The organism is Streptomyces sp. NPDC048734, assembly GCF_043198675.1.
Lineage (GTDB): Bacteria > Actinomycetota > Actinomycetes > Streptomycetales > Streptomycetaceae > Streptomyces.
Map to the genome: position 1 here is coordinate 14,568 of NZ_JBICUZ010000007.1, position 13,827 is coordinate 28,394.

14 protein-coding genes are annotated in these 13,827 nt (G+C 71.6%); 9 read left to right on the forward strand and 5 right to left on the reverse strand.

The genetic code is table 11. From position 1 onward, the window contains the following. Positions 1-19 precede the first annotated feature (19 nt). From ACGFQC_RS19500 to ACGFQC_RS19515, 4 genes are all read right to left on the reverse strand, one after another. Positions 20-1,162 carry an ABC transporter ATP-binding protein gene (locus ACGFQC_RS19500; RefSeq protein ID WP_363092987.1) on the reverse strand — a complete coding sequence of 381 codons (1,143 nt, stop codon included), beginning with the start codon at positions 1,160-1,162 and terminating at the stop codon, positions 20-22. After that, positions 1,159-1,992, reverse strand: a complete 834-nt coding sequence (locus tag ACGFQC_RS19505; RefSeq protein WP_363092986.1) for an ABC transporter permease — start codon at positions 1,990-1,992, stop codon at positions 1,159-1,161. The genes ACGFQC_RS19500 and ACGFQC_RS19505 overlap by 4 nt, the downstream gene beginning before the upstream one ends. Further along, positions 1,989-2,810, reverse strand: a complete 822-nt coding sequence (modA, locus tag ACGFQC_RS19510; RefSeq protein ID WP_363092985.1) for a molybdate ABC transporter substrate-binding protein — start codon at positions 2,808-2,810, stop codon at positions 1,989-1,991. Before modA ends, ACGFQC_RS19505 begins: the two co-directional genes overlap by 4 nt. Positions 2,811-2,969: 159 nt before the next feature. Beyond that, complete coding sequence (locus ACGFQC_RS19515; RefSeq protein ID WP_363092984.1) at positions 2,970-3,365, reverse strand: helix-turn-helix transcriptional regulator; 396 nt, start codon at positions 3,363-3,365, stop codon at positions 2,970-2,972. A gap of 347 nt (positions 3,366-3,712) precedes the next feature. Here ACGFQC_RS19515 and ACGFQC_RS19520 point away from each other — a divergent pair, with 347 nt between their 5' ends. From ACGFQC_RS19520 to ACGFQC_RS19560, 9 genes are all read left to right on the forward strand, one after another. Continuing rightward, positions 3,713-3,901 (forward strand): hypothetical protein, encoded by a 189-nt coding sequence (locus tag ACGFQC_RS19520; protein WP_363092983.1) that lies wholly within the window; start codon positions 3,713-3,715, stop codon positions 3,899-3,901. Beyond that, positions 3,898-3,987: a K(+)-transporting ATPase subunit F gene (kdpF, locus tag ACGFQC_RS19525; RefSeq protein ID WP_363092982.1), complete on the forward strand. Its 90-nt coding sequence runs from the start codon at positions 3,898-3,900 to the stop codon at positions 3,985-3,987. Before ACGFQC_RS19520 ends, kdpF begins: the two co-directional genes overlap by 4 nt. Positions 3,988-3,995: 8 nt before the next feature. Beyond that, a complete protein-coding gene (gene kdpA, locus ACGFQC_RS19530; protein ID WP_363092981.1) occupies positions 3,996-5,660 on the forward strand; it encodes a potassium-transporting ATPase subunit KdpA in 1,665 nt (554 codons plus the stop codon). Beyond that, positions 5,657-7,771, forward strand: coding sequence for a potassium-transporting ATPase subunit KdpB (kdpB, locus tag ACGFQC_RS19535; RefSeq protein WP_363092980.1), 2,115 nt, complete (start codon positions 5,657-5,659; stop codon positions 7,769-7,771). Before kdpA ends, kdpB begins: the two co-directional genes overlap by 4 nt. A gap of 24 nt (positions 7,772-7,795) precedes the next feature. After that, a complete protein-coding gene (locus ACGFQC_RS19540; RefSeq protein ID WP_363092979.1) occupies positions 7,796-8,428 on the forward strand; it encodes a potassium-transporting ATPase subunit C in 633 nt (210 codons plus the stop codon). A 287-nt stretch (positions 8,429-8,715) separates the two neighbouring features. Further along, positions 8,716-10,008 carry an extracellular solute-binding protein gene (locus ACGFQC_RS19545; RefSeq protein WP_363092978.1) on the forward strand — a complete coding sequence of 431 codons (1,293 nt, stop codon included), beginning with the start codon at positions 8,716-8,718 and terminating at the stop codon, positions 10,006-10,008. Positions 10,009-10,014: 6 nt separating this feature from the next. After that, complete coding sequence (locus ACGFQC_RS19550; protein ID WP_363092977.1) at positions 10,015-11,013, forward strand: sugar ABC transporter permease; 999 nt, start codon at positions 10,015-10,017, stop codon at positions 11,011-11,013. A gap of 62 nt (positions 11,014-11,075) precedes the next feature. Further along, positions 11,076-11,840, forward strand: a complete 765-nt coding sequence (locus ACGFQC_RS19555) for a carbohydrate ABC transporter permease (protein ID WP_363092998.1) — start codon at positions 11,076-11,078, stop codon at positions 11,838-11,840. A gap of 58 nt (positions 11,841-11,898) precedes the next feature. Continuing rightward, positions 11,899-12,951, forward strand: coding sequence for an endo-1,4-beta-xylanase (locus tag ACGFQC_RS19560; protein WP_363092976.1), 1,053 nt, complete (start codon positions 11,899-11,901; stop codon positions 12,949-12,951). Positions 12,952-13,208: 257 nt separating this feature from the next. Here the strand turns inward: ACGFQC_RS19560 and ACGFQC_RS19565 are convergent, their stop codons facing one another. Then, a complete protein-coding gene (locus ACGFQC_RS19565; protein ID WP_363092975.1) occupies positions 13,209-13,415 on the reverse strand; it encodes a DUF5999 family protein in 207 nt (68 codons plus the stop codon). Positions 13,416-13,827: the final 412 nt, after the last annotated feature.

A 13,827-nucleotide genomic window follows, 5' to 3' on the forward strand; every position in this document is an offset into this window, starting at 1 on the left:
TCGGCGTGTCAGGGGCGGTTCAGGCCGGGTAGGCGTGCGTCTGGGTGGCCTTGACCGTGGCCCACACGGTGGCGCCGGGACGCAGGTCGAGTTCCGCGGCGGCGAGCGTGGTGAGGTCGGCGGCCAGGGGGAGTTCACCGGTGAGGTCGGCGCGGATCTGGTCGCCGTGGGTCTCCAGGCCCGCGACCTCGCAGCGCCAGAGGTTGCGGGCGCTGGAGCCGGTGGGGCGGTCGCGGTGGAGGGTGACCGCGCCGGGCGGGAACGCGACGAAGACCGGCCCGGTGAGCACCTCCGTGGTGGTGAGCACGGGGCCCGTGTCGAGGCGCACCGTGTGGCCGTCGGCCCGGCCGCGGTAGAGGTTCAGGCCGACGAGCTGGGCGATGTAGTCCGTGCGCGGGTGACGGGCGATGTCGGAGGGGGCGCCCTCCTGGACGACCGTGCCGTCCTCGATGACGACCAGGCGGTCCGCGAGGACCATGGCGTCGAGCGGGTCGTGCGTGACGAGGACGGCGACGGCCTCGAAGTCGGCCAGGTGACGGCGCAGCCGGGCGCGCACCTCCAGGCGGGTGCGGGCGTCCAGGGCGGCGAGGGGCTCGTCGAGCAGCAGCAGCCGGGGACGGGTGGCGAGGGCGCGCGCCAGGGCGACCCGCTGGGCCTGGCCGCCGGAGAGACGGCGGGGTTTGGCACCGGCGTGCTCGGCGAGGCCCATCCGCTCCAGCCACTTCGCCGCCAGGGCACGTGCCTCGGCCTTGCTCGCGCCGTGGCAGCGCGGGCCGAACGCCACGTTGTCCAGGGCGCTCAGGTGGGGGAACAGCAGGTAGTCCTGGAAGACCACGCCGACCGGGCGGGATTCCGGCGGCGTACGGTCCAGCACGCTGCCGTCCAGGCGGAGCCGGCCGCCGGTGAGCGGGACGAGGCCGGCGAGTGCGCGCAGGGCCGTCGTCTTGCCGGCGCCGTTCGGGCCGAGCAGGGCGACGACGTCGCCGGGGGCGGCGCTCAGCGCGATGTCGAGGCGGAAGTCGCCCCGGTCGACGACGAGACGGGCGTCGAGACCCTCGGCGGTGGTGTCCGTGACGCGGTCGGGGGTGTCCGCCGTGGAGCGGGGCGGGACGGTGTCCGCCGGGGGGCCGGGAGCGTCCTTCGCGCGGTCGGGAGTGTTCATGAGGCGGTCATCCAGCGGTCGCGCAGGCCTGCCAGCACGGCGATGGAGACGGCCAGCAGCACGAGGCTGAGGGCGATGGCGGCCTCCGGGTCGTTCTGCAGGGCGAGGTAGACGGCGAGCGGCATGGTCTGGGTACGGCCGGGGAAGTTGCCCGCGAAGGTGATCGTCGCGCCGAACTCGCCCAGCGCGCGTGCCCAGGCCAGTACGGCGCCCGCCGCGATGCCCGGCGCGATCAGGGGCAGCGTGACCCGGCGGAACGCGGTGAAGCGGGAGGCGCCCAGGGTGGCGGCCGCCTCTTCGTAGCGGGGGTCGGCGGCGCGCAGCGTGCCCTCGACGCTGATGACGAGGAACGGCATCGCCACGAACGTCTCCGCGAGCACGACGCCGGTGGTGGTGAACGGCAGGGTGATGCCGAACCAGGCGTCCAGCCACTGTCCGACCACGCCGTTGCGGCCCAGGGCCAGCAGCAGGGCCACACCGCCCACGACCGGCGGCAGCACCAGCGGGAGCGTCACCAGGGCGCGCACGAGACCGCGGCCGGGGAAGTCGGTGCGGGCCAGCAGCCAGGCCAGCGGTACGCCGACGACGAGGCTGAGGGCGGTCGCGGACGTGGCGCAGATGAGGGACAGCCGCAGGGCCTGCCACACCTCGGGGCTGGTCAGCTGCCCGGGGAGGCTGTGCCAGGGGGCCCGGATCAGCAGGGCGGCCAGGGGCAGCAGGAGGAAGGCCAGGCCCAGGAGGGCGGGCAGCAGCAGGGCGAAGGGGACGCCGGTGCGGATCCGGACCGGTCGCCGGTCGTCCTTGCGGAGGTCGGAGGCGAGGGGCGTCACGGCTTCAGGAACCCGGCCTCGGTCAGCGCCTTCCGACCCTCCGCGGAGCGCACGAGGGCGACGAAGGCCTGGGCGGCCGCGGCGTTCCGGGAGTCCTTGAGCGCGGCGATGGGGTAGTCGTTGACGGCGTCGGCCGACTCGGGGAAGTCCACGCCCTCCACCTTGTCACCGGCCGCCCGCACATCGGTCCGGTACACCACCGCGGCGTCGGCCTCCTTCAGCTCCACCTTGGTCAGGGCGCTCTTGACGTCCTGCTCGTAGGAGACCGGGGTGAGGTCGAGGCCGCTCGCGTCGAGGGCCTTGCGGGCGGCGGCACCGCACGGGACGGCCTGGTCGCACAGGACGACCTTGAGGCCGGACCTCGTGAGGTCCTTCAGGGAGGCGACCTCGTCGGGGTTGCCCGGCAGGGTGGCGATCTCCAGTTGGTTGCGGGCGAAGGTGGCCGGGGCGGAGGCGTTGTCCCCGGCGTCCGTCACGGTCGCCATGGTCCTGGTGCTGGCGGCGGCGAACACGTCGGCCGGGGCGCCGGCGGTGATGCTCGCGGCGAGGGTGTCGCTGCCGCCGAAGTTGAAGACGACCTTCGTGCCGGGGTGCGTCTTCTCGAACTCCTCGCCCAGGGCCGTGAAGCTCTCCTGGAGGGAGGCCGCCGCGAAGACGGTCACCGTGCCGGACGGCTTCGCCGGGTCCGACGTGGCGGACCCGGTCCCGGAGGAGCTGCCGTCCGACGGGGAGCAGGCGCTCAGCACCAGCAGCGCGGCCGCCCCGGCGCCCGTCAGGCGCAGTGTCCGGCGGGCCCGGCGGGCGGTTCGGGTCGTCACGGTGCGCTCCTCGGTGTCGTCGCGGTCCCTCGAACGGGCCCGTGCCGAGATGATACTGCCGCAGATGCCAGGCTTGGGCCGGTCATCACTTCGTACGGGCGGCACTGAAGCCGCCCAGCGGGTTGCATGTGCCGGGCTCGGAGATGCGTGGCGCCCGCGTCAGGTGCGGTCGATGTGGACGTTGGTCGACTTCACGCGGGCCGTGGCCTCCATGCCCACCTCCAGGCCGAGTTCCTCGACGGCCTCGCGGGTCAGGAGGGAGACGAGGCGGTGCGGGCCCGCCTGGATGTCGACCTGGGCGGCGACGTCGCCCAGCTTGATCGCGGTGACGATGCCGGGGAACGCGTTGCGGGCCGAGGTGTAGGAGGCACCGCCCTCCTCGCCGCCGGACCCGGCGAGTGCGACCGAGAAGGCGGCGAGGTCCGCGCCGTCGATGAGGCGTCGTCCGGTGTCGTCGCGGTGCGTCGGCACCCGGCCCGCGTCCGCCCAGCGGCGTGCGGTGTCGGGGCTCACGCCGAGCAGGCGCGCGGCCTGGCCGATGGTGTAGGACTGCATGCCGGTCACGATAGGGCCAGGCGGGGCCGGGGGAGGGGCCGGGCCGCCGGGTGACGCGGCGCGGGGCGGTGGGGCGTACCGGTCATGGACCGGTTCCGCCGGCGGGTCGGGCGGGCGAGCGGTGCCGACCCGCGAAAGGGGAGTCCGCGGGCGGCCGGGCCGGCCGTGGGCCGGGACGACGAGGCCGGGCGCGGCGGGGGATCCGGCGCAACGGCGCCGGGCCGCAACGGGGGCCCGGGCGCGACGGGAACGGCCCTGCCCACCCGGTGTCGTCAGGGCGGCGCGGAAACCCGCCGAAGGTGAGCGCGGCTGCGTCAGGGAGCCGTCAAAGCCGAGCACGGCGGCGTATGGGAGCCGTCAACGGCGGTCGATTCCGGTCACGGCGGCTGTCTCCTGTAACCGTCCCTGTTCGACCGGATCTCGTCTCCGGATCTCAACTCCAGGAGCTCACGATGGCCGATCTGGCCTTCGTCGTCACCACGGTCGCGGTCTTCGCGCTGGTGGCCCTCATCGCCAAGGGGGTGACGAAGCTGTGACCGCCGAGTATCTCGTCGGCCTCGTCGTGGCCGTCTCCCTGCTGGGCCATCTCGTCCTCGCCCTGCTCTTCCCCGAGAGGTTCTGAGAAGCCACATGGGTCCCGTACTCGCCGGCGTGCTCCAACTGCTCGCACTCGTCGCGGCGCTGGCGCTCGCCCACGTCCCCCTCGGCACCTACATGGCCGGGGTCTACTCCTCCGACCGCCACTGGCGGGTGGAGAAGTGGCTCTACAAGGGCATCGGCGCCGATCCCGACACGCGGATGGGCTGGTCCGCCTACCTGCGCGGTGTGCTCGCCTTCTCGGCCGTCGGTGTCCTGTTCCTCTACCTCCTCCAGCGGGTCCAGGGCGTGCTGCCGCTGTCGCTGGGCTTCCGGTCGATCGACCCGGACCAGGCGTTCAACACGGCCGTATCGTTCGTGACCAACACCAACTGGCAGTCGTACTCCGGCGAGCAGGCCATGGGCCACGTCGTGCAGACGGCCGGTCTGGCGGTGCAGAACTTCGTCTCCGCCGCGGTGGGCATCGCGGTGGCCGTCGCGCTCGTGCGCGGTTTCGCGCGGTCCCGCACCGGTGAGCTGGGCAACTTCTGGGCGGACCTGGTGCGCGGTGTCGTGCGCGTTCTGGTGCCGCTGGCGTTCCTCGCCGCCGTCGTGCTGGTCGCGTGCGGCGTCATCCAGAACTTCTCCGGCATCCACGAGGTCGGCCAGTTCACGGGCGGCTCGCAGGAGTGGAACGGCGGCGCGGTCGCCTCCCAGGAGGCCATCAAGGAGATCGGCACCAACGGCGGCGGCTACTTCAACGCCAACTCCGCCCACCCCTTCGAGAACCCCACCCCGTTCTCCCACCTCTTCGAGATCTTCCTGATCCTCGTCATCCCGTTCTCCCTGACCCGCACGTTCGGCGTCATGGTCGGCTCGGTGAAGCAGGGCTACGCGATCCTCGCCACGATGGGCGCCATCTGGGTCGGCTTCGTCTCGCTGATGATGTGGACCGAGTTCTCCCACCACGGCCCGGCCCTCGAGCTGGCGAACGGGGCGATGGAGGGCAAGGAGGTCCGGTTCGGCATCGGCGGCTCGTCGATCTTCGCCGTGTCGACCACGCTCACCTCGACCGGTGCGGTGGCTTCCTCCCACTCCTCCCTCACCGGCCTCGGCGGCGGCATCACCATGCTCGGCATGATGCTGGGCGAGATAGCGCCCGGCGGTGTGGGCTCCGGCCTCTACGGCATGCTGGTCATGGCGGTCGTCGCGGTGTTCATCGCCGGCCTGATGGTCGGGCGCACCCCCGAGTACCTGGGCAAGAAGATCGGCACCCGCGAGATCAAACTGGTGGCCCTGTACCTCCTGGTCACCCCGGCGCTCGTGCTGGTGTTCACCGCCTTCGCGACGGCCCTGCCGACCCCGGCGAACTCCCTGACCGACAGCGGCGCTCACGGGTTCTCGGAAATCCTGTACGCCTATACGTCCGCCTCGAACAACAACGGCTCGGCCTTCGCCGGTCTGAACGCGGACACCCAGTGGTTCAACAGCACGCTGGGCCTCGCGATGCTGCTCGGCCGCTTCCTGCCGATGGTGTTCGTCCTGGCGCTCGCGGGCTCGCTGGCCCGGCAGCAGCCCGTCCCGGCCACCGCCGGCACCCTGCGCACCGGGAAGCCGCTGTTCACCGGTCTGCTGGTGGGCGCGATCCTCGTCATCACCGGTCTCACGTACTTCCCCGCCCTCGCGCTGGGCCCGCTCGCCGAGGGGCTGGCGCGATGACCACCCGCACAGAGAGGCCGGAGGACTCCATGTCCACTCCCACCCTGGCGTCCCACCAGGACGCGTCGACGGGTCACAAGGCTCCCGGGGGCCGTGTCGGCGCGGGCCTGTTCGACGCCGGGCAACTGGTGAAGGCGCTGCCGGACGCGTTCCGCAAGCTCGATCCGCGAGTGATGGTCAAGTCCCCCGTGATGTTCGTGGTCCTCGTGGGCTCCGTCCTGACGACGGTGTTCTCCTTCAAGGACCCGGGCGACCGGTTCGGCTGGACCGTCAGCGCCTGGCTGTGGCTGACCGTCGTCTTCGCCAACCTCGCGGAGGCGATCGCCGAGGGACGCGGCAAGGCGCAGGCCGACACCCTGCGCAGGGCCAAGGCGGACACCGTGGCACGCAAGGCCGACGGGACCGTGGTGCCCGGTGCCGAACTGAGGGTCGGTGACCTGGTCGTCTGCGAGGCGGGGGACGTCATACCGGGCGACGGCGACGTCGTCGAGGGCGTGGCCTCCGTCGACGAGTCGGCGATCACCGGCGAGTCGGCGCCCGTCATCCGGGAGTCCGGCGGCGACCGCTGCGCCGTCACCGGAGGCACCAGGGTCCTCTCCGACCGCGTCGTCGTCCGGATCACGACGAAACCGGGCGAGACCTTCCTCGACCGGATGATCGGCCTGGTCGAGGGCGCCGCCCGGCAGAAGACGCCGAACGAGATCGCGCTGAACATCCTGCTCGCCTCGCTGACGATCGTGTTCCTGCTGGCCTGCGCCACGCTGCCGGCGTTCGCGGACCGGGCGGGCGCGCACCTCACGCTGGTGGTGCTGGTGGCGCTGCTGGTCTGTCTCATCCCGACCACCATCGGCGCGCTGCTCTCCGCGATCGGCATCGCGGGCATGGACCGGCTGGTCCAGCGCAACGTCCTCGCCCTGTCGGGGCGTGCGGTCGAGGCCGCCGGCGACGTCTCCACGCTGCTGCTCGACAAGACCGGCACCATCACGCTCGGCAACCGCCGGGCCGCGGAGTTCGTGCCGGTGGGGGGCGCCACGCCGGCCGAGGTCGCCGACGCCGCCCAGCTGTCGTCACTGGCCGACGAGACGCCCGAGGGCCGCTCCGTCGTCGTCCTCGCCAAGGAACGGTACGGCCTGCGCGAGCGGCACGAGGGCGAACTGGCCGGCGCCGAGTGGATCGCCTTCACCGCCCGCACCCGGATGTCGGGCGTGGACGTCGACGGGCGCCGGGTGCGCAAGGGCGCGGCCGCTTCCGTCATCGCCTGGGTGCGCGAACAGGGCGGTGAGGTCGCCGCGGACACCGGGGAACTGACCGACCGGATCGCCGAGGCGGGCGGTACGCCGCTGCTGGTGGCGGTCGACGACGCCCACGGCGCGCGGGTGGTCGGCGTCGTCCACCTCAAGGACGTGGTCAAGGAGGGCATGCGCGAGCGGTTCGCCGAACTGCGCCGCATGGGCATCAGAACCGTCATGATCACGGGCGACAACCCGCTGACGGCCAGGGCGATCGCCGAGGAGGCGGGCGTGGACGACTTCCTCGCCGAAGCCACGCCCGAGGACAAGATGGCCCTCATCAAGCGCGAGCAGGCGGGTGGCAGGCTCGTCGCGATGACCGGCGACGGCACCAACGACGCGCCCGCGCTGGCCCAGGCGGACGTCGGCGTCGCGATGAACACCGGAACGTCGGCCGCGAAGGAGGCCGGCAACATGGTCGACCTCGACTCCGACCCGACCAAGCTCATCGAGATCGTCGAGATCGGCAAACAACTCCTCATCACCCGGGGCGCGTTGACGACCTTCTCGATCGCCAACGACGTCGCCAAGTACTTCGCGATCATCCCGGCGCTGTTCGCGGCCGTCCACCCCGGCCTGGACAGGCTCAACATCATGGACCTGTCCTCGCCGGACTCCGCGATCCTCTCGGCGGTGATCTTCAACGCGCTGATCATCGTCGCGCTGGTCCCGCTCTCGCTGAAGGGCGTGCGCTACCGGCCGGTCAGCGCCGACCGGCTGCTCCGCCGCAACCTCGGTGTCTACGGACTCGGCGGTCTCGTCGCGCCCTTCGTCGGCATCAAGCTCATCGACCTGCTCCTCTCCCTCGTCACCGGGCCGTGACCTCCCGAAAGCGTGCTGATCCCCATGAAGACCTCTGTTCCGCACACGGCACGGCTGCTGGGGGCGGGCCTGCGTGCCCTCCTCGTGCTCACCCTCCTGACGGGCGTCCTCTACCCGCTGGCCGTCACCGGCATCGCGCAGACACTGTTCGGCGGCCGGGCCGACGGCTCCGAGATCACGGCGGACGGCAGGGTCGTCGGTTCCTCGCTCATCGGCCAGCAGGGCTACGGCCCGGACTACTTCCAGCCGCGGCCGGCGAACGGTCTGGGCGAGAACTCGGTCAACACCCGGTACCGGCTGCTGCTCTCCGGCGCCACCAACCGCTCCGCGGACAACCCCGAACTGGTCGCGTGGGTGGCGAAGGCGCGGGCGAGGGTCGTCGAGCAGAACTCCACGGCCGACTTCACGGTCGAACCCTCCCAGGTCCCCGCCGACGCGGTCACCGCCTCCGGCTCGGGCCTCGACCCCGACATCTCCCCGGCGTACGCCGAACTCCAGGTCCACCGGGTCGCCGAGCGCAACGGCCTGCCCGTCGCCCGGGTCGAGAAGCTGGTGGAGGAGCACACCGAGGGCCGCACCCTCGGATTCCTGGGCGAGCCGCGCGTCAACGTCCTCGAACTCAACGTCGCGCTCAGGAGCCTGATCGACCGCGGGTGAGGCGGTTGTCCCTCGCCGTCCGGGGAGCCGACGCGCGGTCTTGTCGCTGCCCGGACGGCCTTCTACAGTCCTCTCCGTAATGTTCGTCGCGAGGCTCGAATGTTTCGGAGGGTTCGATCTGTCACCTGTCTGACGGACGTGCGGAAATTTCTCTGTGTTCAAGGGGTTGCCACCCGTCGAAGGCTGTCTCTAGGGTGCGGCAGCAGCGAAGCTTTCTGGATTACTAACGAAACTTTCGATCTCGCGAACGGCCGTGTCCGGCTGTTCCATACCCCAAGGAGCGCATGATGGGCGACCCGGGACTCTCCCGACGAGGCTTCCTGGCGGCCTCCGCCGCGGCCGGTCTTGGCATGACGGCACTGAGCGCCTGCGGCGGCGACTCGGACGGAGGATCGTCGGGGACGACCACCATCGAGTGGTGGAACATCTCCACCACGCAGCCGACCAAGGACGTCTGGGCCGCCCTGGCCAAGCAGTTCGAGGACCAGAACCCCAAGGTGAAGGTCAAGATCGTCCAACTGGAGAACGACGCCTACAAGTCGAAGATGACCGCACTGATCGCCTCCGGGAAGCTGCCGGACATCTTCCACACCTGGGGCGGCGGCGTCCTGAAGCAGCAGGTCGACGCCGGGCTCGTCGAGGACCTCACCGACCGCACCAGGGACTGGGCCGGCGGCATGCTGCCGGTCGCCAAGGAGCCGTACCTGGTGGACGACAAGGTCTACGGCATACCGTTCGACATCGGCATGATCGGCTTCTGGTACAACAAGGCCCTCTTCAAGCAGGCCGGCGTCAGCGCGCCGCCCACCACCTGGAGCGGATTCCTCGACGCCGTACGCAAGTTGAAGTCCGCCGGCATCACCCCGCTCGCCCTGGCCGGCAAGGAGAAGTGGCCCGGCATGTACTACTGGGCCTACCTCGCGATGCGCACCGCCGGGGTCGACGCCCTGCGGAAGGCCGACGACGACAAGGACTTCACCGGGGACGGCTTCGTCCAGGCGGGACAGCACCTCCAGGACCTGGTCGACCTCCAGCCGTTCCAGAAGGGCTTCCTCGGCGCCGCCTACTCCAGCCCCACCGGACAGGCCGCCAGCGTCGGGAACGGCAAGGCCGCCATGGAACTCATGGGCCAGTGGGCCCCGGTGGTGCAGGCCGACGCCGGCAAGGGACTCGGCGCCGACCTCGGGTTCTTCCCGTTCCCCGAGGTCGAGGGCGGACGGGGCAAGCTCACCGAGGTGTTCGGCGGAGGCGGCGGACACGCCCTGCGCGCCGGCGCCCCGCAGGCCGCCGTCGACTTCCTGAAGTTCTTCGCCTCCGCCGCCACCGACACCGAACTGGTCAAGAAGACCGGTGTGCTGCCCGTGGTGCCGGCCGCCGAGAGCGCGCTGGCCGACCCCAACCTCAAGGCCGTGCAGACGCAGTTGAAGGCGGCCACCGGCTTCCAGCTCTACCTCGACCAGGCCTACGCGCCGGCGCTCGGCCAGGAGATCAACGACAGCGTCGCCGCCCTCGTCGCCGGTTCCAAGTCACCCGCGCAGGTCGCCCAGTCGATCACCAAGATCGCGAAGGAAGAGCAGTAGCCGGCGATGACCTCGACCTACCTCCCGGACAAGCGCAGCGGCCCGCCCGTCGGTCCCCCGCCCCCGGCCACCGAAGCGGCCCGGGGGCGGGCCCGGCGGCGCGCACGCCACTGGCTCACCGCCGTCGTCTTCCAGGTGCCCGCCCTGGTGCTGTTCGGTGTGCTGGTGCTGTTGCCGATGCTGTTCGCGCTGTACGCCTCGTTCTTCCGCTGGGGCGGCTTCGGCATGCCCGAGGACTACATCGGCGGCGACAACTTCACCCGTCTCCTCGACGACCCGGTCTTCCTCGGCGACCTCTGGCGCTGCCTGCTCCTGGTCGTGTTCTCGCTCGTGATCCAGCTGCCGTTCGCGCTCGCCCTCGCGGTCGCGCTCAACCAGCGCATCCGCGGGCGGGCCGTCTACCGGATGCTGTTCTTCGCGCCGTACATCCTCTCCGAGGCGATCACCGGCGTGCTGTTCGCCATGATCTTCGCGCCCGACCAGGGCCTCGCCGACCACGTCCTCGGCGCGGTCGGTCTGGACGGCCTGGGCGGGGAGTGGTTCGCCGACCCGTCCACCGTCATGGCCACCCTGTTCCTCGTCATGACGTGGAAGTACTTCGGCTTCCACATGATGCTCTACCTGGCCGGACTCCAGTCGATCCCGGCCGAGTTGACCGAGGCCGCGCTCATCGACGGTGCCGGCCCCTGGCAGCGCTTCCGCCACGTCACCCTGCCGCTGCTCGCACCGACCCTGCGGATCAGCGTCTTCCTGTCCGTCATCGGCTCCGTCCAACTGTTCGACCTGGTCTGGGTCACCACCGCGGGCGGCCCCGACCACCACTCCGAGACGATGGCCGTGACCCTGTTCCAGTACGGCTTCAAGCGCTACCAGGTCGGCTACGCCAGCGCGATCAGTGTGGCCATGTTCGTCATCAGCCTCGTCTTCGCCCTCGCCTACCAGAGGTTCGTGCTCCGCCGCGATCTGGAGGGGGCCACCACGACCCTGAGAGGAGGCGGCTCGTGAACGCCCGCAGGGCAGGCCGCACCTTCCCGCTGCACATCGTCCTCGTCGCCGTCGGCACGGCGATGGCCGTCCCCCTCGTCTACGCCGTCCTGTCCGGCTTCAAGTCGACCGACGAACTGTCCCGCAACCCCATCGGCCTGCCCGAGTCGTGGGTGACCTCCAACTACACCGACATCCTGGGCTCCGGTTCCTTCTGGCAACTGGTCGGCAGCAGCACCCTGATCGCGATCGGCACGACGGTGGTGGTGGTCGCGGTGTCCGCGCTCGCCGCGTTCTCCTTCGCCCGGTTCGCCTTCCGCGGCCGGGAGGCGCTGTTCACCCTGTTCACGCTCGGGCTGATGTTCCCCTTCGCGGTGGCGGCCCTGCCGCTGTTCCTGCTGCTGCGCCAGATCGGCCTGCTGGACAACCCGCTCGGCGTGATCCTGCCGCAGGCCGCCTTCGGGCTGCCGATGACGATCGTCATCCTGCGTGGCTTCTTCCGGGAGATCCCCGCCGAGCTGGAGGAGGCGGCCACCCTCGACGGCTGCGGCCCGCTCGGCTTCTTCTGGCGGATCCTGCTGCCCATGGCCCGCCCCGCCCTCGGCACGGTCTCCGTGCTGGCGGTGGTGGGCAGCTGGAACAACTTCTTCCTGCCGCTGCTGGTGTTCACCGACTCCACCTGGTGGACGATCCCCATCGGCGTGCAGCAGTTCCAGGGCCAGTACTCGGCCGAGTACGCCCGCGTCTTCGCGTACCTCGTCCTCGCCATGGTCCCCGCCCTGGCCTTCTACTCCGTCGCCGAGCGCCAGCTCGTCGGCGGCCTCACCGCCGGCGCCACGAAGGGATGACGCGCGCCCCCGCGGCCGTACGACTCGACGACCTCACCGATCGCCCAGGAGTCGCCCCATGCCCCGCACCTCCCGTACCCGGCTCGGACTCGCCGCCGTGCTCGCCGCCGTCCTGGCCGGCGCCGGTGTCGCCACCGGCCCGGTCGCACAGGCGCACGAGAAGCCCCGGACGCTCGCCGACCTGGCCGAGCGTCACGGCCGCTACTTCGGCAGCGCCACCGACAACCCCGAACTCACCGACACCGCCTACACGGAGATCCTCGGCGACGAGTTCGACATGATCACCCCCGGCAACGGCATGAAGTGGTACGCCACCGAGCCCCGCCAGGGCGTCTTCGACTTCTCCGCCGGCGACGAGATCGTGAACCTCGCCCGCGCGAACCACCAAAGGGTCCGGGCCCACACCCTGGTCTGGCACAGCCAGCTGCCCGGCTGGCTCACCGACCGGGAGTGGACGGCCCCCGAGCTGCGGGCCGTCCTCAAGAACCACATCCAGACCGAGGTGCGGCACTACCGCGGCAAGGTCTACTCCTGGGACGTCGTCAACGAGGCGTTCAACGAGGACGGCACCTACCGCGAGACGGTCTTCTACAAGACGCTCGGCCCCGGTTACATCGCCGACGCCCTGCGCTGGGCCCACCAGGCCGATCCCAAGGCCAAGCTCTACCTCAACGACTACAACGTCGAGGCCGTAGGCCCCAAGAGCGACGCCTACTACGCCCTCGCCAAGCAGCTGAAGGCGCAGGGGGTCCCGCTGCACGGCTTCGGCCTCCAGGCCCACCTCGCCCTCCAGTACGGCTATCCGGCGAGCCTGGAGGACAACCTCCGCCGCTTCGGCCGCCTCGGCCTGGACACCGCGCTCACCGAGGTCGACGTACGGATGCAGCTGCCCGCGACCGAGGAGAAGCTGGCCCGGCAGGCCGACTGGTACCGGGACCTGACCGAGGCGTGCCTCGCGGTGCGCCGGTGCGTCGGGGTGACGGTCTGGGACTACACGGACAGGTACTCGTGGATCCCCGACGTCTTCCCGGGCGAGGGGGCGGCACTGCCGTGGGACGAGCAGCTCGCGCCGAAGCCGGCGTACCAGGCGATCCGGGAGGCGCTGAAGTAGGGCACCGGCGCGAGCGCGGCCCGGCGGGGTGCGTACCGAAGGGCGTGACGTCCGGGGGTCCCGCGACCTCGCGTACCCGTGGGCGAAGAGGCGGGCGGGCGACCGCGGTGGTCCACGAGGGCGAGGGCGGGGTCACCGGGAGTGAGCGGCCGCGGACGGGCGTCGGGGCCGGCGCGCGGCGGCGGCCGCGGGCCGGCCCCTCGGACCGGTGGACGGCGCTCGACGGTGCCGTCCGGGTGCTGTCGAGGCGGCGCTGCTCAGGCCGCCGTCACGATGCGGCCGCCGGCCAGCGGGCGGTGCGGTGCGATGATCCGGCCGTCCGGCAGGATCTCGCCGGTGTCCTCGAAGAGCAGGACGCCGTTGCACAGCAGGCTCCAGCCCTGTTCCGGGTGGTGCGCCACGAGGCGGGCGGATTCCCGGTCGGCGGAGTCGGCTGTCGGGCACGATGGCTGGTGCTGGCACATGGAGGGGATCTCTCGCTCAGGCGTGGTGTGTGGAAGGTGCGTCGTGTCTGTCCCGCGGCGTGAAACGTCGTTCATGGCCGCCCCCCGTTGTGATAAGTCGGTCGGAACCCAGTGTTGCCCCACGGGCGTCGATCCGCAGGGATTTCGCGGCACCGCTTCTCACAGGTTCATGACGCGTCACCCGCGCGGGCGGTTCATTCCAACTGCACCGTCAGTTCGGATGGTTCGGGCTGGCCGGATGGGGCTAGTCCGCATGGGCCAGAGTGCTCGGACCGGGCCGAAGAGCGTGCCGTGGGCCCCCCCCCCCGCCCCCGGGGGGGGGGGCCCCCCCCCCCCGGGGGGGCGGGGGGCCCCCCCCCCCCCCCCCCGCCGCGCGGGGGCCCCCCCGCCGGGGCCCCCCCCCCCCACCCGC